At 60.3% G+C, this 16991-nt stretch carries 19 protein-coding genes; 14 read left to right on the top strand and 5 right to left on the bottom strand.

The features are described from left to right. Positions 1-87 precede the first annotated feature (87 nt). Together ACR0KW_RS16890 and ACR0KW_RS16885 are read left to right on the top strand one after the other, a co-directional pair. Complete coding sequence (locus ACR0KW_RS16890; RefSeq protein ID WP_480806053.1) at positions 88-1260, top strand: thiolase family protein; 1173 nt, start codon at positions 88-90, stop codon at positions 1258-1260. Positions 1261-1331: 71 nt separating this feature from the next. Then, positions 1332-1787: a GAF domain-containing protein gene (locus ACR0KW_RS16885; protein ID WP_480806052.1), complete on the top strand. Its 456-nt coding sequence runs from the start codon at positions 1332-1334 to the stop codon at positions 1785-1787. Positions 1788-1865: 78 nt separating this feature from the next. Here ACR0KW_RS16885 and ACR0KW_RS16880 read toward each other — a convergent pair whose 3' ends face one another. Further along, positions 1866-2267 (bottom strand): hypothetical protein, encoded by a 402-nt coding sequence (locus ACR0KW_RS16880; protein ID WP_480806051.1) that lies wholly within the window; start codon positions 2265-2267, stop codon positions 1866-1868. Between the two features lie 53 nt (positions 2268-2320). Next, entirely contained in the window at positions 2321-2662 is a 342-nt protein-coding gene (locus tag ACR0KW_RS16875; RefSeq protein ID WP_480806050.1) for a DUF1294 domain-containing protein, read from the bottom strand. Positions 2663-2718: 56 nt separating this feature from the next. Here ACR0KW_RS16875 and ACR0KW_RS16870 point away from each other — a divergent pair, with 56 nt between their 5' ends. From ACR0KW_RS16870 to rarD, 9 genes are all read left to right on the top strand, one after another. After that, positions 2719-3288, top strand: coding sequence for a helix-turn-helix domain-containing protein (locus ACR0KW_RS16870; RefSeq protein WP_480806049.1), 570 nt, complete (start codon positions 2719-2721; stop codon positions 3286-3288). 77 nt (positions 3289-3365) lie between these two features. Continuing rightward, positions 3366-3746, top strand: a complete 381-nt coding sequence (locus ACR0KW_RS16865; RefSeq protein ID WP_480806048.1) for a GFA family protein — start codon at positions 3366-3368, stop codon at positions 3744-3746. A gap of 16 nt (positions 3747-3762) precedes the next feature. Then, the gene (locus tag ACR0KW_RS16860; RefSeq protein ID WP_480806047.1) at positions 3763-6210 is read left to right on the top strand and encodes a GcvT family protein; all 2448 of its coding nucleotides are present in this window, start codon (positions 3763-3765) and stop codon (positions 6208-6210) included. Positions 6211-6227: 17 nt separating this feature from the next. Then, a complete protein-coding gene (locus tag ACR0KW_RS16855; RefSeq protein WP_480806046.1) occupies positions 6228-6704 on the top strand; it encodes a cupin domain-containing protein in 477 nt (158 codons plus the stop codon). Positions 6705-6715: 11 nt separating this feature from the next. Next, on the top strand, positions 6716-7768 hold the full coding sequence (locus tag ACR0KW_RS16850) for an alcohol dehydrogenase family protein (protein WP_480806045.1): 1053 nt from the start codon (positions 6716-6718) through the stop codon (positions 7766-7768). A gap of 13 nt (positions 7769-7781) precedes the next feature. Continuing rightward, entirely contained in the window at positions 7782-8675 is an 894-nt protein-coding gene (locus ACR0KW_RS16845; protein ID WP_480806044.1) for a homocysteine S-methyltransferase family protein, read from the top strand. A gap of 10 nt (positions 8676-8685) precedes the next feature. After that, positions 8686-9651, top strand: coding sequence for a GlxA family transcriptional regulator (locus ACR0KW_RS16840; protein WP_480806043.1), 966 nt, complete (start codon positions 8686-8688; stop codon positions 9649-9651). A gap of 89 nt (positions 9652-9740) precedes the next feature. Then, the gene (locus ACR0KW_RS16835) at positions 9741-12194 is read left to right on the top strand and encodes a GcvT family protein (protein WP_480806042.1); all 2454 of its coding nucleotides are present in this window, start codon (positions 9741-9743) and stop codon (positions 12192-12194) included. Positions 12195-12354: 160 nt separating this feature from the next. Further along, positions 12355-13260: an EamA family transporter RarD gene (gene rarD / locus ACR0KW_RS16830; protein WP_480806041.1), complete on the top strand. Its 906-nt coding sequence runs from the start codon at positions 12355-12357 to the stop codon at positions 13258-13260. Here rarD and ACR0KW_RS16825 read toward each other — a convergent pair. Together ACR0KW_RS16825 and ACR0KW_RS16820 are read right to left on the bottom strand one after the other, a co-directional pair. After that, a complete protein-coding gene (locus ACR0KW_RS16825; RefSeq protein WP_480806040.1) occupies positions 13251-13955 on the bottom strand; it encodes an SGNH/GDSL hydrolase family protein in 705 nt (234 codons plus the stop codon). The genes rarD and ACR0KW_RS16825 overlap by 10 nt on opposite strands. Positions 13956-13957: 2 nt before the next feature. Continuing rightward, the gene (locus tag ACR0KW_RS16820; protein ID WP_480806039.1) at positions 13958-14368 is read right to left on the bottom strand and encodes a nuclear transport factor 2 family protein; all 411 of its coding nucleotides are present in this window, start codon (positions 14366-14368) and stop codon (positions 13958-13960) included. Positions 14369-14465: 97 nt separating this feature from the next. Between ACR0KW_RS16820 and ACR0KW_RS16815 the strand changes: the two genes are divergently transcribed. Then, positions 14466-15113, top strand: coding sequence for an RluA family pseudouridine synthase (locus ACR0KW_RS16815; protein ID WP_480806038.1), 648 nt, complete (start codon positions 14466-14468; stop codon positions 15111-15113). Positions 15114-15116: 3 nt separating this feature from the next. On the opposite strand, the gene ACR0KW_RS16810 is transcribed toward ACR0KW_RS16815, so the two are convergent. After that, a complete protein-coding gene (locus ACR0KW_RS16810) occupies positions 15117-15302 on the bottom strand; it encodes a hypothetical protein (protein ID WP_480806037.1) in 186 nt (61 codons plus the stop codon). Positions 15303-15404: 102 nt separating this feature from the next. On the opposite strand from ACR0KW_RS16810, the gene ACR0KW_RS16805 reads away from it, so the two are divergent. Next, the gene (locus ACR0KW_RS16805; protein ID WP_480806036.1) at positions 15405-16097 is read left to right on the top strand and encodes a helix-turn-helix transcriptional regulator; all 693 of its coding nucleotides are present in this window, start codon (positions 15405-15407) and stop codon (positions 16095-16097) included. A 118-nt stretch (positions 16098-16215) separates the two neighbouring features. Then, positions 16216-16887 (top strand): YiaD family glycine zipper/OmpA-like lipoprotein, encoded by a 672-nt coding sequence (locus tag ACR0KW_RS16800; RefSeq protein ID WP_480806035.1) that lies wholly within the window; start codon positions 16216-16218, stop codon positions 16885-16887. The last annotated feature ends 104 nt before the right edge of the window (positions 16888-16991 follow it).

Genomic DNA, 16991 nt, shown 5'->3' with positions numbered 1-16991 from the left:
AATCTGAAAATCACTGGTAGAAATACGCTAGACGGCAAATCTTACCATTCGGTATCCATCGGATGGAAAAAGAGGAGGAACACGCCGATGAAACAGGTTGTTATCGCCGGGGCCGCGCGCACACCCATGGGAGGGTTTCAGGGAATGTTCGACGGTGTGGCTGCCGCCGAGCTGGGCGGAACCGCCATCCGTGCCGCGCTGCAGGGCGCGGGTGCTGACACAGTGGATGAGGTGCTGATGGGCTGCGTTCTGCCCGCCGGTCAGGGTCAGGCGCCAGCGCGCCAGGCCGGATTCGCTGCGGGTCTGGGTGAAGAGGTGCCCGCAACAACCCTGAACAAGATGTGCGGATCGGGGATGAAGGCGGCGATGATGGCCTTTGACCAGATCGCTCTGGGTCACGCGAATACGATGATTGCCGGCGGGATGGAAAGCATGACCAACGCCCCCTACCTGTTGCCCAAGATGCGTGGTGGTGCGCGGATCGGGCATGGTCAGGTGGTCGATCACATGTTTCTGGACGGGCTTGAGGACGCCTATGACAAGGGCCGCCTGATGGGCACCTTCGCCGAGGACTGCGCCGAATCTTTCCAATTCACCCGTGAGGCACAGGACGAATATGCGCTTCAATCGCTGTCCAACGCTCTGTCCGCGCAGGAAAGCGGTGCGTTCGAAGGCGAGATTGCACCTGTGACCACCCGGACCCGCAAGGGTGAGGTTACTTTTGGCGCAGACGAGCAACCGCAGTCCGCGCGACCCGACAAAATCCCAACACTGAAACCCGCCTTCCGCAAGGACGGTACGGTGACGGCGGCCAATTCCTCATCAATTTCTGACGGTGCCGCGGCATTGGTGCTGGCCTCGGCCGATGCTGCAGAAGCGCAGGGCCTGACCGTGCGCGCCCGCATCGTAGGTCACGCCAGCCACGCGCAGGCTCCGGGCCTGTTCACGACCGCTCCGGTTCCGGCGGCGCAAAAGCTGCTTGCGGCCATTGGCTGGTCTAAAGACGATGTGGACCTGTGGGAAGTGAACGAGGCCTTTGCCGTTGTCCCCATGGCCTTCATGCACGAAATGGGCCTGCCGCGCGACAAGGTGAACGTGAACGGCGGTGCCTGCGCCTTGGGCCACCCGATCGGCGCGTCGGGCGCGCGCATCATGGTGACGCTGCTGAACGCGTTGGAAAAGCGAAATCTCAAACGCGGCGTTGCGGCCATCTGCATCGGCGGTGGTGAAGGCACGGCCATCGCTATCGAACGGGTTTGACGCCTCATCGTTTTCCAAATACTCCGGGGGTCCGGGGGCAGCGCCCCCGCCCAGCCCGGAAAAGACTGAACATGACCGTTGATTACGACACGCTTGCCAAGACCATTTCCGCCCTTACCGAAGGCGAAACAGATCAGGTCGCCCTGATGGCAACGATTGCCAGCGAGGTGCACCACGCCGACGACCGTTTTGACTGGACCGGGTTTTACCGGGTGACCGAACCGGGCGTGCTAAAGATCGGCCCCTATCAGGGCGGTCACGGCTGTCTGGTTATCCCATTCGAACGCGGCGTCTGTGGCGCGGCGGCGCGCACCGGCGAGGTGCAGCTGGTGCCGGATGTAGACGCGTTTCCGGGCCACATCGCCTGCGCCTCATCCACCCGGTCGGAACTGGTGCTGCCGGTGCGGGATGCATCGGGTGGCGTGATCGCAGTGTTTGATATCGACAGTGATCAGCCGGATGCGTTTGACGACGAAGATGCGGCACGGCTGAGTTCCATATTGGATAGAGTATTCTCCAGCGTTTGATTCAGATGGTAAGTGTTGCCGAAGAAAACCTCTTGTACAGGCGAGGCGATTGTTGGCCTGATTTCGCCGCTTTGGCGGCTACTTTTCTGCGGCGAAGTGCGTTTCGCAGAGGGACCGCATGAACGGCGTTACGTTCCAAGCTTCGTCAAGCTGATAATCCCAGCACGCCCAGTACCAGATCTGGCAGCCGTGGATATCAATACCTCTGACCAAGGTCTCAAGAAACGTCTCCCATTTTGGGTTTACGGACAAGTTGTCGCCTGATTCTTCAAACGCCTGAATGATCATGTCGGCCAATGTGAAGCGCACGTCTTCTTTATCAGCCGCCTCGTCGTATAAGCTCAGATATCTGTGCAGATCAGAAGCTTCGGCGACTTCGAATTCCCAATCTTGCATGCCCGGGTCATTTCTCAAACCAAGTCGCTTTGATATAAAATCAATTGCTGCGGCTGTGTGATGTCGCTCGGGTGGTTCGATCATAATCCAACTATAAATCCTGCTTTTCTCAAGCAAAGTCGAAAGTCACTCTAGGTTCACAACCAATTCTGCAGCCTGTCTGACAGAACAAGGTAACAGACGGCGCCTTGAAATCCGAAGATCCCGAACAGCCGCATCGAAAAGCCGCGCTTGCGGGTTTTGTGGTTGAAAATCCACCGACCGACCACTGCGCCCGGACTGCCGCCCAGTGCGGCCAGCCATAACAATCGACGCTCCGGAACCCTGCCTTTGCGCCGCCGGGCGCGGGCCTTGTCCCACGCAAATGCCAATAGCGTCAGGGCGTTGATCGCCCAAAGATAGATCACTGCAATCCACATGGCCTTGGCATAAACAGGCACGGTTTCACGTGCAAATGAAAAAACTCTTGGAAATTTCACGAATCTGGGTCATCGTGAAAAAGAAGAGGAAAATTTCACAAGAATCGGAGCGGCACGTGAACACTCAGGCCCCCCACAGCGCGACGCTTGGTGCGGATATCCGCGCTCTGCGCAAGGCGCGCGGGCTGACGCTGACCGAAATAGCCGAACGTCTGAAACGCTCGGTCGGGTGGCTCAGTCAGGTCGAGCGGGACATGTCGGATCCCTCGATCTCGGACCTGCGCCAGATTTCGGAATGTCTGGGTGTGCCGATGTCGATGCTGTTCGCGCATTCCTCAGCACCAGCGGACGAGCAGGGGTATGTCGTGCGCGCCGGATCGCGCCGCCCGATGGGGTCGGGCGAGGAAGGGCTGATCGAAGAACTGTTGTCACCCGATCTGACTGATGACTTCGAGATGGTGCATTCCACGTTCAAGCCGCATTCAAAGATGCAGACGCCCGCGAACCGCCCCACGCAGGAGGTCGGCTATATGGTGTCGGGTCGTTTGGATCTGGTGATCGGGGGGCGCGCGTTTTCGGTCGGTCCGGGGGACAGTTTCCGGATCAAGAACGAACCCTATCAATGGGCCAACCCCTATGATGAGCCCGCAGTGGCCATCTGGGTCATCGCACCGCCGGTGTACTGACATGTCGGGTCCTGCATTCATCGTTTGTGGCGTGGGGCCGATGCCTGTCCATTCGCCGGCAGCTAGGAGGTAATCACATGCACACCGGTTCCTGTCTTTGTGGTGCTGTTTCGTTTGCCATTGACGGCGATCTGTCGCCGCCTTCGGCCTGCCATTGCGGCCAGTGCCGCAAGCAATCGGGCCATGTCTGGGCTTCGACTTCGACCCATCAGGACAATCTCAGCTTTACCGCCAGTGACACGCTGCGCTGGTTCCGCGCCTCCGACATTGCCCGGCGTGGCTTTTGCAGTGCCTGCGGTTCGTTCCTGTTCTGGCAGCACAATGACGAGGATACGATTTCGATTTCCATGGGCGCCCTGAGCGAACCCACCGGACTGCACCTCGCCCGGCACATCTTTGTGGCCGACAAGGGCGACTACTACGACATCACAGACGATCTGCCCCAAGAGGCACAGTAAAAGAGGATCCAAGCTCATGAGTGATTTTCCAACCAAGGCCCGTGTGGTCATCATCGGCGGCGGCGTCGTTGGCTGTTCGTCCCTGTATCATCTGGCCAAGAAGGGCTGGACCGACTGCGTTCTGCTGGAAAAGAACGAACTGACTGCCGGTTCGACATGGCACGCGGCGGGTAACGTGCCGACCTTCTCGACCTCGTGGGCGATCATGAACATGCAGCGCTATTCGACCGAGCTGTATTCGCGTCTGGCCGAAGAAGTTGATTACCCGATGAATTACCACGTGTCGGGTTCGATCCGTTTGGCGCACAGCAAAGAGCGCATGCAGGAATTCGAACGCGCCATGTCGATGGGCCTGTATCAGGGCATCCCGATGGAGATGTGGACTCCGGAACAGGCGAAAGAGCGTTACCCGTTCCTCGAAACCCATGATCTGGAAGGCGTGCTGTACGACCCGACCGATGGTGACATCGACCCGGCGCAGCTGACTCAGGCCTTTGCTAAGGGCGCGCGCGATCTGGGCCAGAAGATCATCCGTTTCTGCCCGGCGACCAATGTGACCCAGCACGAAGACGGCACCTGGACCGTGCACACCGATCAGGGCGACATCGCCTGTGACTATGTGGTGAACGCCGCCGGTTACTATGCGCAGCGCGTGGGTGAGATGTTCAAGCCCTATGGCGGCCGTACCGTGCCTGCGATGGTCATGAGCCACCAGTACCTGCTGACCGACGAAGTGCCCGAGATCGAGGCATGGTCGAAAGAGAACGGTGGCAAGCTGCCGCTGCTGCGGGACGTGGATATCTCGTACTACCTGCGTCAGGAAAAGAACGGCTTCAACCTTGGTCCCTACGAGCCCAACTGCAAGGGCCACTGGATGACCGAAGATGATCCGATGCCCGAGGATTTCTCCTTCCAGCTGTGGAATGACGATCTGGACCGTATCGAAGACATCGTCACCGACGCGATGGAGCGGGTGCCGCTGATGGCGACCTCGGGTGTTGGCCGTGTGATCAACGGCCCGATCCCCTATGCGCCCGACGGTCTGCCGCTGATCGGCCCGATGCCGGGCGTGACAAATGCGTTCGAGGCCCACAGCTTTACCTTCGGCATCGCGCAGGGCGGTGGCGCAGGCAAGGTGCTGGCCGAATGGATCGTTGATGGCCACACCGAATGGGATATGTGGGCGGTCGATCCGCGCCGCTACACCGATTATACCGATCAGGATTACTGCAACCAGAAAGGTGTGGAAGTTTACGGCAACGAATACGCCATGCACTTTCCGCACCACGAATGGCCAGCAGCGCGCGACAAGAAGCTGTCTCCGGTCCATGCCAAGGTCAAGGAACTGGGCGGCGTTATGGGGGCTTATAACGGCTGGGAGCGTGCCAACTGGTTTGCCAAGCCGGGCGACGACACCTCTGAGGACGCCACGCACACATGGGGTCGGTCCGGCCCGTGGGAACAACGCATCAAGGAAGAGTGTGAAGCCGTTCGCGACAATTGCGGCGTGCTCGACCTGCCGGGCTTCTCGCGTTTCATGGTCAAAGGTGAAGGAGCAGCTGAAGCTCTGCGCGGCCTGATCACCGGTGGCCTGCCCAAGGTTGGCCGCATCAACCTGGTTTATGTCTCGGACGACCGGGGCCGCATCCTGACAGAAATGTCCTGTGTCCGTCTGGGCGAGGATGAGTTCATGATGATCACCGCAGCGACTGCTCAGTGGCATGACCGTGACATCCTGACGAAGGCGATGCCTGCCGGTGTTTCGGTCGAAGATGTCACCACCACCCGTGACACGCTGATCGTGACCGGCCCGAAATCGCGTGAGATCCTGTCGGGTCTGAGCGATGCGGACCTGTCCACCGGCTGGCTGACCCATCAGGCGGCAACTGTCGCCGGTAAATCGGCCTTCCTGATCCGCGTTTCCTTCGCCGGTGAGCTGGGTTGGGAGGTGCACGCCCTGAACGAGGACATGCCAGCGATCTACGACGCGATCCTCGATGCCGGTGCAACGCCTTTCGGCATGTATGCGTTGAACGCGCTGCGGATCGAGAAGGGCTACCGCACCTGGAAGGGCGATCTGTCCAGCGACTACTCACTGCTGGAAGGTGGTCTGGAGCGGTTCGTCAAGCTGGACAAACCGCAGGACTTCCCCGGCAAGGCCGCGATCCAGAACGAAAAGCAGCAAGGGGTGAAGAAATCCTTTGTCACGCTGACCGTCGAGGCCGGTGATTGCGATGCGCCCTACATGTCCTGCATCTCGCAGAACGGTGAGATCGTGGGTGAGACCACTTCGGGCGCCTGGGGCTATCGCGTTGGCAAATCCATCGCGCTGGGCATGGTGAAGACCGAAGCCGCCAACCCGGGCACTGAGCTTGAGGTGGAAATCTACGGTCAGAAATACCGCGCTGTGGTACAAGAGGACCAACCGCTCTGGGATCCGGCAAACGAGCGGCTGCGCGCGTAACCCCGGACGGAGGTGCCATGAGCAAGCGATACTCCAAACTGGGGCCCGGTGAGGGCCCCAACTATGACTGGGAAAACGACCATACCTTCGTCAAGGTGTCCGGTCAGGACTCAGGTGGTGCCTATACGCTCATGGAAGACAACTTGAAGGCCAGCTTCGCGCTTGGCCTTCATCGCCATGACAATCATGCCGAGACATTCTACTTTCTGGACGGTGAGGTGGACTTCTTCGTCGATGGCGACTGGCACCGGTGCACGGCGGGTACAACGATGCATGTCCCTGCGGGCGTGCCACATGCGTGCCGCGTGGCCGGGGGTGAACCGGCGCGGATGCTGATGATCTTTCAGCCCTCGGGGTTTGACGGTTTTCTGGCCGAGCTTGCGACAATGAGCGAGGCCGACTTTGCGGATGAGGCAAAGATGGCCGACCTGAACGCCCGTTATGACATCATCCCGATGGGTCCGGTTCCGGCGCATCCGGACGATCAGACCTGAAAGCCGACCAGATGAAACTCCCCCAAACAATGTCCGGCGTTTACCTGACCCAACACGGTGGGCCAGAGGCGCTGGAATGGCGGGACGATATACCTGTTCCCCAGCCCGGGCCGGGGCAGGTGCTGGTTCGGGTTCTGGCCGCGGGGGTGAACAACACCGATATCAATACGCGCGTTGGCTGGTATTCCTCTGACGTGACGGGCGCGACCGATGCCGTCGATCAGGATATCGAGGCCGGAGGCTGGGGCGGTGCACTGCGCTTCCCGCGCATTCAGGGCGGTGATCTATGCGGCGTCGTTGAACTGGCCGGGCCTGAGACGGGTTTCCAACCCGGTCAGCGCGTAACTTGCCCGATTAACCTGCCGCGTCCACGTCCGGGTCATCCGACCGGGTTCATTGCGTTGGGGTCCGAAATGGACGGCGCCTTTGCGCAATATTGTCTGGTCGAGGCGGATGATCTGTATGACGTTACCGCCTCGCCCCTATCGGATGTTGAAATCGCCGCCATCCCCTGTGCCTTTGGCACAGCCGAGAACCTTCTGACCCGTGCAGGAGTAACCTCGGGGCAAACGGTGCTGATCACCGGGGCGTCCGGCGGTGTCGGTCTGGCCGCCGTGCAGCTGGCGGCGCTGCGGGGCGCAACTGTCTGGGGCGTGACCAGTCCGGCCAAAGCTGAGGTCGTCAAAGGGCATGGCGCGATCGAGACCTTTGCACGTGATGCCACGCTGCCAGCGGATATGTTTGATGTGGTGATCGACGTTGTGGGCGGCCCGGCATGGCCCGGCCTGATCCTGGCCTTGAAGCCGGGTGGCCACTATGCCGTGTCGGGCGCGATCGCAGGACCGATCGTTCAGGCCGACCTACGTGACATCTATCTGCGCGACATCACCATCCACGGCTGCACCCATCAGGCCTTTGACGTGTTCGGGAGGTTGGTCGAGATGATCAATGCCGGTCGGATCAGGCCCTTGATCTCAAAGACTTATCCGCTAAAGGACATCGCGGCAGCGCAGGCGGATTTTCAATCCAAAGCATTCCCGGGCAAACTTGTTCTTATTCCGTGAAAGGGTTGGGAAAATGGCAAAAATCACTCTTCTGGATGGCTCAATCGGGCAGGAACTGGTCAAGCGCAGCGGTGACCGGCCAACGCCCTTGTGGTCGACCCGGGTGATGATCGATCAGCCTGAGCTGGTCGGCGAGGTCCATGCCGAGTATTTCCGTCGCGGCGCGACGGTTGCCACCACCAATACCTATGCCGTGCATCGGTCCCGGCTGGTGCGGGAAGGGATGGAGGCGCAGCTTGCCGATCTAATCAACGCGGCGGTCACGCAAGCCGAGCAAGCGCGTGGCTCAAACGGAGGGCGTATTGCCGGGGCGTTGGGGCCGCTGTTGGCCTCGTACCGGCCTGACCTGAAACCCGATGTGGACGAGGCGGCAGAAAAGTTTTCTGAATTGGCAAAGATGATGGCGGATCGTGTGGATTTCTTCCTGATCGAAACCGTGTCCTCGGTTCAGGAAGCCGAAGGTGCGCTGCGCGGCGCGGCGGAAGGCGGCAAGCCCGTCTGGTTGGCGCTGACGGTGATGGATGACGATGGCACGCGCCTGCGCTCGGGCGAGCCACTGTCCGAAATCGCGCCGGTGGTTGAGCGTTTCGCGCCCGAGGCCGTGCTGATCAACTGCTCGCGCCCCGAGGCTATTCCTGCCGCGCTGGATGTCATTGCTGACTTTGATCGCCCATATGGAGCCTACGCCAACGGCTTCACTGGCATCACTCAGCAGTTTCTGGAAGACGCGCCCACGGTCGATGCGTTGGAACAGCGTCAGGACCTGGGCCCCGACGCCTATGCCGATCACGCGATGGCATGGGTGGTGCAGGGTGCAACCATTGTCGGTGGCTGCTGCGAGGTTGGCCCGGATCACATCGAAACCCTGGCCAACCGGTTGCGCGCTGCCGGTCATCAAATCGTCTGAGGTGAAGACGATGCGGAACTCTGCGGATAACTCAGCCCAGCTGCATTTTGATATTCTGGTCGCGCCCGGATACGTGCTGCTGGAACTTGCCTCGTTGGTCGAGGTGCTGCGGCTGGCCAATCGTGTCTGCCCGAGCCCTCCGTTCACCTATGCCTATCGATCGCTGAAAGGCGGCCCGATTGCCAGCAGCAGCGATGCGGTGGTTCAAACCGAACCTGCCCCGGCCCAGCCCAAGGCGGACTACCTGTTCGTGATCGGCAATTCCGACCCCGATCATCCGGACCTGTCTTTGGGGCGGGTGGTGTCGGACTACACGTTCCGCGGGGCCAAGGTGTTTCTGCTGGCCGAAGCCGCCAGTCGCTATATCGACGAACAGGGCACCGATGATATGGCAACGCACTGGGAAAACGCCTCGTTCCTGCGTGAACGCGGAGCCCGGTTCGAAGCCAAGCTGTCGATCGCAACTGAACAGGGCGCGGTTGTGACTTGTGCAGGGATGGAGGCGACCACGGATGTAGCCTTGGCGGTGATCGGGCGGCATATCTCGGGACCGGCCAAGATGACGGTGGCCGACATCATGCTGCATGAAAACATCCGCGACTTTGCCTCGATGCAGCCGTTTTCCGGGGCCAAGCAGACCGCAACCGGCGATGCCAAGCTGGACCAGTGCATCAAGCTGATGCAGGCCAATATCGAGGACCCGCTGCCGATCAACCAGATCGTCGAATCGCTGCACCTGTCGAACCGGTCGCTTGAGCGGAAATTCAAAAACTATTTCGGCACCACGCCGAACGGATTCTACCGCGAAATGCGGTTGGCCAAGGCCAATAACCTGCTGCTCAACACAACCATGAGCGTACGCGAAATCGGTCTGGCCTGCGGGTTTCCGAACGGTTTTTCCTCTGTTTACAAGAGCTTTTTCGGCGTCACCCCCTTTGTTGTCCGCCGGGAAAAGCGTGCCGCGACACATCGGTGAAAATCACCGATCTTGTGACGCTTTTGGTGCCTTTATTGTCGGTCTTCCGTGTCATTTTGCCCAAAACCTGACACAGCGGAGATTTCAGGATGGTTGATCTTCCCAGCAAGGCCCGAGTGGTCATCATCGGCGGCGGCGTTATCGGATGCTCGGTTGCGTATCATCTGACCAAAAAGGGCTGGAACGATGTTGTCCTGCTTGAGCGCAAGCAGCTGACCAGCGGCACCACATGGCACGCGGCGGGTCTGATTGCACAGCTGCGCGCAACGGCGAACATGACCAAGCTGGCGAAATACAGCCAGGAACTTTATGGCTCGCTGGAAGAGGAAACTGGCGTTGCCACCGGCTTCAAGCGCTGCGGTTCGATCACCGTTGCCCTGACCGAAGAGCGCAGGGAAGAGATCTATCGTCAGGCTGCGATGGCCCGTGCCTTTGGGGTTGAGGTCGAAGAAATCTCGAACGACCGCGTGGCCGAACTGTATCCGCATCTGAACATCGAAGACGTCAAAGGTGCCGTATACCTGCCGCTGGACGGGCAGGGCGATCCGGCAAACATCGCTCTGGCGTTGGCCAAGGGTGCGCGCCAGCGTGGCGGTATCGTCAAAGAACGTGTGAAGGTCACCGATATCGTCAAGCAAGGACGCAAGGTTACCGGTGTGGACTGGGTTGCGGACGATGGCAGCGCTTCTGGTCACATCGAATGTGACATGGTGGTGAACTGCGCCGGAATGTGGGGGCATGAGGTCGGCCGCATGGCAGGCGTGAATGTACCGCTGCACGCGTGTGAACACTTCTACATTGTGACCGAAGGTATCGACGGCCTGACGCAACTGCCAGTGCTGCGCGTTCCGGATGAATGCGCCTATTACAAGGAAGACGCGGGTAAAATCCTGTTGGGTGCGTTTGAGCCCAATGCGAAGCCGTGGGGCATGGACGGAATTTCGGACAGCTTTGAGTTCGATCAGTTGCCCGAGGATTTCGATCACTTCGAGCCGATCCTCGAAGCGGCCTGTAACCGGATGCCGATGCTGGCCGAGGCCGGGATTCACACCTTCTTCAACGGCCCTGAATCTTTTACCCCCGATGACGCCTATCACCTGGGTTTGGCGCCCGAGATGGACAATGTCTGGGTCGCCGCCGGCTTCAACTCGATCGGTATCCAATCCGCGGGCGGCGCAGGCATGGCGCTGGCAGAGTGGATGGACAGCGGCGAAAAGCCGTTTGATCTGGGTGACGTGGATATCGGCCGGATGCAGCCGTTTCAGGGCAACAAGACCTACCTGTTCGAACGGTCCAAGGAAACGCTGGGTCTGCTCTACGCCGACCACTATCCTTACCGCCAGAAGGCGACCGCCCGCGGCGTACGCCGGACCCCATTCCATCACCATCTCAAGGAACAAGGTGCGGTCTTTGGCGAACTGGCAGGGTGGGAACGCGCGAACTGGTTTGCCAATGAAGGGCAGGAGCGCGAATACCAGTACAGCTGGAAGCGGCAGAACTGGTTTGAGAACTCGGCGGCTGAACACCGTGCGGTCCGCGAAAACGTCGGCATGTATGATATGTCGTCCTTCGGCAAAATTCGCGTTGAAGGGCCCGACGCCGAGAAATTCATGAACTATATTGGCGGTGGCGACTATTCGGTGCCCAATGGCAAGATCGTCTACACCCAGTTCCTGAACCGCACTGGGGGGATCGAGGCGGACGTGACCGTCACCCGCCTGACCGAGACCGCCTATCTGGTGGTCACACCGGCGGCGACCCGTCTGGCTGACCAGACATGGATGATGCGCCACGCGAGCAACTTCAACGTGGTCATCACTGATGTAACCGCAGGTGAAGGGGTTCTTGCCGTCATGGGCCCGAATGCACGTGCTCTGCTTGAGAAAGTTTCGCCAAACGATTTCTCGAACGCCGCCAACCCGTTCGGCACCGCGCAAGAGATCGAGCTTGGCATGGGTCTCGCCCGTGCTCACCGCGTGACTTACGTGGGTGAGCTTGGATGGGAGATTTATGTCTCGTCCGATATGGCGGGCCACGCGTTCGAAACGCTGCACGAGGCGGGGCAGGACATGGGTCTGAAGCTGTGCGGGATGCACATGATGGACAGCTGCCGGATCGAGAAGGGCTTCCGCCACTTTGGTCACGACATCACCTGCGAAGACCATGTGGTGGATGCCGGGCTTGGCTTTGCCGTCAAGGTCGATAAGGGCAGCGATTTCATCGGCCGCGAGGCTGTGATTGCACGCAAGGAAAGCGGGCCCAAGAACCGCCTGGTTCAGTTCAAACTGACCGATGCCGAGCCGCTGCTGTTCCACAACGAGCCGATCATCCGGGACGGCGAATATGTGGGCTATCTGAGCTCGGGCAACTATGGCCACACGCTGGGCGCTGCCATTGGTCTGGGTTACGTGCCGTGTGAAGGTGAAAAAGCGGCGGATGTGCTGGATTCGACTTATGAGATCGACGTTTGCGGTGTGAAGGTCAAGGCCGAGGCGTCGCAGAAGCCGATGTACGACCCGAAATCGGAACGCGTCAAAGTATAATCAAATTGTCGGGGCGCTGCGGCGCCCCGGCTCTTTTATTGGGGCTGCAGGTGGTGGACGCGACGTATCAGAATTCCTGATGACCTGCTTCACAGTTTTCGCAGTTCCCAACTTGGTCTGATTTGCCGTAGAGAGACTCGATATCAATCGGAGACCCGTCGTGGCAGATACCCCTGTACCACCGAACAGAGAAGATACACCCAAAGGGCTGGCACTGGCCGTGACGGCCTATGTTCTGTGGGGCTTTCTTCCGCTGTATATGAAGGCGATGTCTCATGTGGGGCCGATCGAACTCGTGTCGCATCGTGTTATCTGGTCGGTTCCGGTCGCGGGCCTGCTGCTGGTGGCCTTGGGGCGCACGCGGGATTTGAAGGCGGCGCTGGTGAACCCGAAGATGCTGGGGATGGCTTGCCTGACGGCGGCGCTGATTTCGGTGAACTGGGCGATTTATGTTTGGGCGATTGCCAATGACCGGGCGTTGGACGCGGCGCTGGGGTACTATATCAACCCGCTGTTCAGTATCGCTCTGGGCGCGGTTCTGCTGCGGGAACCGTTGACGAAAATCCAACTGGCGGCAGTTGCAATCGCCGCGCTGGGCGTGCTGGTTCTGGTGATCGAGGCGGGCAGCCTGCCATGGGCGGCTCTGGGTCTTATGGTGAGCTGGGGATTCTATGCGTTTTTTAAGCGGTCGCTGCCGATTGGTCCAAATCAGGGGTTCTTGCTTGAGGTTCTGATCCTACTGATCCCGGCGCTGATGTATGTCACATGGCTGGGTGTTCACGGCACCGGGCATTTCGGTGTAGGCGCTTCGGACACTATGCTGTTGGCTTGTGCGGGTGTTGTGACGGCGGTGCCGCTGCTGGTTTATGCCAATGGGGCGAAACTGGTGCGGCTGTCGACCATGGGTATCCTGCAATATATCGCGCCGACCATGATTTTTATCACTGCCATCACCGTGTTCGGCGAACAGATCGACCGAGGCCGCATGATCGCGTTTCCGCTGATTTGGACGGCGCTGGTGGTCTATTCGATTCCGATGATCCGGCAGATGCGGTCTCAGACCTGACGTAACAGACGGGCGGCCTCCTCGGCCCAGATGGCATAGGCTTTCGGGCTGGGATGATAGCCGTCCGGCGCAGCCAGGGCCGGGTCTTCGGGCAGATCCAATTGAAGATGCTTTGTCTGTGGAAAGCGGGCCGCAGCTTGCTGCAATCCGCGATCCAGCCGCGCCGCCTGCTTCCCCAGAACCCAGGCCAGCGGCTGCGGCAGGGCCGGGAACAGGTGCATCTGCGGCACAGCCGTGACCACCAGTCGCCGCACACCCAGAGGTCCGGTCAAAAGCTCCAGCAATTGGGTCTGGCGGTCGATGAACCGTTGGCGTGTCACGCCGCGTGTCACGTCATTCACGCCGAGCGCGGTGACGGCCATATCGAATTGGCCACTCAGGCCGCTTAGCCGGTCAATCGTGTCTTGTGTTGTGTGCCCGGTCGTAGCCTCAAGTCGCCATTCGACCGTATAGTGCTTGGCCAACCGGGCCACGAGATAACCAGACAGCGCTTGCGCCTGTGTCCCGGCGCCGACCCCCGCAGCAGAGCTGTCGCCAGCAATCAGAAGACGCCGCCGAGGCCCTCGCCCCACGCGCCCTTCGCGTGGGCCGATGGGTTCCGGCAGCATTTGGGCGTTGCGGCGTACCGAGAGACCTTGGGCCGCCAGAACTGGCAGCAATGGCACACGCAACAGCTGATCGGCAGCGACAAGCATGGTCAGCTGAGCGCGTTTTTGTATTCAAGGAATCGCGGGTCGGTCATGACGCGGGTCATCATCGCCTCGCGCAGGGCGCCGATGGTTTTGTATGGGCGCATGACGACCTCGAATTCCTGAATCAGCCCGTCATCGTTCAGTGTGATCAGATCGACACCCACAGCGTCCAGGTCGCCGACCTTGCACTGAAACTCCAGCGCCCAGTCCTTGCCCGCACCCATCACGCGGCGATAGCGGAAATCCGAAAACACTTGCCCCACATGACCCAGCACAGCCGCCACCGGTTCGCGTCCGGTCCAGGTGCTGTAGTAGGTGGGCGGGGAAAAGCGCACATTCTCAGCCAGCAATTCGTGGATCAGGCTCTCATCGCCCTTGGCGACCACCTCTTGCATACGTTCGATCGTGGGGTGCATGGGTTCTCCTTCCGCTTTGGGGGCAGAGTTGCTGAACCGTTTCGTTCAGGCAAGCGCGACGTTGCGGGAGGTCGCGCGCTGCGATAGGCAGGCGCGCATGAGCGAGACCTATGATCCCCCGAAGACCCCTCTGGACGTTCTGTATGAGGACGCGCAGCTGATTGTGGTGAACAAACCCTCGGGGCTGTTGTCGGTGCCGGGGCGGGGAGAGCATCTGGCCGATTGCCTGCTGACCCGGGTGCAGGCGGCCTTTCCGCAGGCGTTGCTGGTGCATCGGCTGGACCGGGATACCTCGGGCGTAATGGTCTTTGCCCAGACCCCTCATGCGCAGCGCCATCTGAGTATGCAGTTCGAGAACCGTCAGACCCGCAAGACCTATGTGGCGCGCGTCTGGGGGTGGGTTGCGGACAAGACCGGCACTGTGGACCTGCCGCTGATCGTGGACTGGCCCAATCGTCCGCGGCAAATGGTGTGTCGTGAGACCGGCAAGCCTGCTGTCACCGATTGGCGTGTTATAAAATATGAGGGTGAAACGACACGGGTTCGCCTGTTTCCCAAAACGGGCCGGTCGCATCAGTTGCGGGTTCATATGCTGGCGTTGGGCCACCCGATATTGGGTGACCCGTTTTACGCCGAAGGTGCGGCGCGGGACTTCCCACGCCTGATGCTGCATTCCGAGGAATTGCGCCTGAAGAACCCCGAAGGCGGGGTGTCCATGAAGTTCCGCGCCAAGGCGGATTTCTGAACTTCAGGCGGTACTGGTCCACAGCATCTTGAGATTGCCCAGCGAAAACCGTCTGCGGCGTTTGCGCGGGGCACAGGGTTGGCGGGCGGCCATGATTTCGCGTTCGATCTCAAAGCTGCGCAGGGTGTGATCCTGCGCCCAGGTGCCCAGTTTCAGGGTCATCATCACGTGATTGTCGTGGTACGGCATCGGTGATCTCCTATCATCTGATGCCAAGTTTCACCCATCACTCCTGACACCACCCTGTCAGGGGGGTGTGCTAGAGTGTCAGCAGATGAACCGGAGAAACCCATGCGCCGTTCCACTCGCCTGTTTGAAATCATCCAGATTCTGCGCGCCGCCGAGGCGCCGGTGACGGCTGAAATGCTGGCAGAAAAGCTCGAAGTCTCAGAACGCACGGTCTATCGCGATATTGCGGCCCTGCAGGCGCAACGCACCCCAATCGAGGGCGAGGCCGGTGTCGGATACCTGATGCGGCGCGGCTATGACCTGCCGCCGCTGAATTTTGATGCCGAAGAGGTCGAGGCGCTGTGGGTCGGCCTTTCGATGCTGGCGCGCACCGGCGACAGCACGTTGCAGCAGGCTGCCGATCGGGTGTGCTGCAAGATCGAAGCGCTGCGCGCGCCCGCCGACTGGTTGCAGGTGGCCCCGTGGGGCGCACCCATGGATGACCCCGAAAAGGGATGTGTGCCAGTGGTGAACTACCGCGAGGCAATCCGGGACGAACGCAAGATCCGTATCACCTATGTGAACGGCGAAGGTGAGCGAACCGAACGGATCGTCCGGCCCGTCGCTCTGATCTACCACATCGAATGCACTCTCCTGGCCGCGTGGTGCGAGCTGCGCAACGGGTTCCGCCATTTCCGCACCGATCGTATCTGGGCTTGTGAACTGACCGAGGATCACTTTTGCGGGCAAGGCGAACCTCTGCGGGCGCTGTGGCAGGAGCAGAACCGCTGGGACACCTCGGCAAGGGCGTCCTGAGTGGCGGGTATTCGCCGATTTCACTGGATTGTTGCTTGAGCACACCCGCAGGCAGCGTGATAAACTGCACCATATAAAACGCGCCCGGCAAACGGGCGCCGGAGCAGAAGGTGACATCATGACGATTTCCAAATTTGCATTGTCCGCCGGGCTGTGCTCGGCCTTGTTTCTGGGTGCCTGCACGGATCCCGCGACGCTGAACCTGCCGGGCGATCCCAATCAGAACGCCAAACAGGGTGCGCTTCTGGGTGGACTGGTCGGGGCGGGTGTTGGCGCGATCGCCAATAACTCAAACCCGGGTCTTGGCGCATTGGCTGGTGCCGCGGTGGGTGCCGCCGGTGGCGGTCTATTCGGCAACCAGCTGGATCGTCAGGCTGCCGAGCTGCGTCAGCAACTGGCCAATCAGGGTATCACCGTCACCAATGCCGGCGACCGTCTGATTGTCACCGTGCCAAATGATATCTCTTTTGACACCGACAGCGCGACCGTGCGTCCGGCGCTGCGGGCTGATCTGGAGAGAGTGGGACAGAACCTGACGAGATACCCCAACTCGAACGTTCAGGTCATCGGTCATACCGACAGTGATGGCGAAGCGTCCTATAACCAAGCCCTGTCCGAACGCCGCGCCCGGTCGGTAACCGATATCCTGCAGGCCAATGGTGTGAGCGGTGCCCGGATCAGCACGATTGGTATGGGTGAGAACCGTCCCGCCGCCTCGAACCTGACGCCCGAGGGCAAGGCTCTTAACCGTCGGGTCGATATCGAGATCATCCCCAACAGTCGCACATAAGACGAGAGGGGCGCCGGCGGGTGCCCTTTTTCGCACATTGACTGCGCGTCACCCGGGCTATGGCTGGCGCGGGTCTCGGGCTAACTATGGGGAAACATCATGAC

The sequence above is a fragment of the Ruegeria sp. CG11 genome (assembly GCF_056537245.1).
This window is presented reverse-complemented; position numbering and strand designations above follow the sequence as displayed.

What these genes read in the sequence shown, in the direction of transcription:
- ACR0KW_RS16865 (WP_480806048.1), top strand. Translation starts at nt 3,366, where the DNA reads ATGCACACCGGTTCCTGTCTTTGTGGTGCTGTTTCGTTTGCCATTGAC.
- ACR0KW_RS16850 (WP_480806045.1), top strand. Translation starts at nt 6,716, where the DNA reads ATGAAACTCCCCCAAACAATGTCCGGCGTTTACCTGACCCAACACGGT.
- ACR0KW_RS16845 (WP_480806044.1), top strand. Translation starts at nt 7,782, where the DNA reads ATGGCAAAAATCACTCTTCTGGATGGCTCAATCGGGCAGGAACTGGTC.
- ACR0KW_RS16880 (WP_480806051.1), bottom strand. Translation starts at nt 2,267, where the DNA reads ATGATCGAACCACCCGAGCGACATCACACAGCCGCAGCAATTGATTTT.
- ACR0KW_RS16805 (WP_480806036.1), top strand. Translation starts at nt 15,405, where the DNA reads ATGCGCCGTTCCACTCGCCTGTTTGAAATCATCCAGATTCTGCGCGCC.
- ACR0KW_RS16820 (WP_480806039.1), bottom strand. Translation starts at nt 14,368, where the DNA reads ATGCACCCCACGATCGAACGTATGCAAGAGGTGGTCGCCAAGGGCGAT.
- ACR0KW_RS16840 (WP_480806043.1), top strand. Translation starts at nt 8,686, where the DNA reads ATGCGGAACTCTGCGGATAACTCAGCCCAGCTGCATTTTGATATTCTG.
- ACR0KW_RS16810 (WP_480806037.1), bottom strand. Translation starts at nt 15,302, where the DNA reads ATGCCGTACCACGACAATCACGTGATGATGACCCTGAAACTGGGCACC.
- ACR0KW_RS16835 (WP_480806042.1), top strand. Translation starts at nt 9,741, where the DNA reads ATGGTTGATCTTCCCAGCAAGGCCCGAGTGGTCATCATCGGCGGCGGC.
- ACR0KW_RS16825 (WP_480806040.1), bottom strand. Translation starts at nt 13,955, where the DNA reads ATGCTTGTCGCTGCCGATCAGCTGTTGCGTGTGCCATTGCTGCCAGTT.
- ACR0KW_RS16890 (WP_480806053.1), top strand. Translation starts at nt 88, where the DNA reads ATGAAACAGGTTGTTATCGCCGGGGCCGCGCGCACACCCATGGGAGGG.
- ACR0KW_RS16800 (WP_480806035.1), top strand. Translation starts at nt 16,216, where the DNA reads ATGACGATTTCCAAATTTGCATTGTCCGCCGGGCTGTGCTCGGCCTTG.
- ACR0KW_RS16860 (WP_480806047.1), top strand. Translation starts at nt 3,763, where the DNA reads ATGAGTGATTTTCCAACCAAGGCCCGTGTGGTCATCATCGGCGGCGGC.
- ACR0KW_RS16855 (WP_480806046.1), top strand. Translation starts at nt 6,228, where the DNA reads ATGAGCAAGCGATACTCCAAACTGGGGCCCGGTGAGGGCCCCAACTAT.
- ACR0KW_RS16885 (WP_480806052.1), top strand. Translation starts at nt 1,332, where the DNA reads ATGACCGTTGATTACGACACGCTTGCCAAGACCATTTCCGCCCTTACC.
- ACR0KW_RS16815 (WP_480806038.1), top strand. Translation starts at nt 14,466, where the DNA reads ATGAGCGAGACCTATGATCCCCCGAAGACCCCTCTGGACGTTCTGTAT.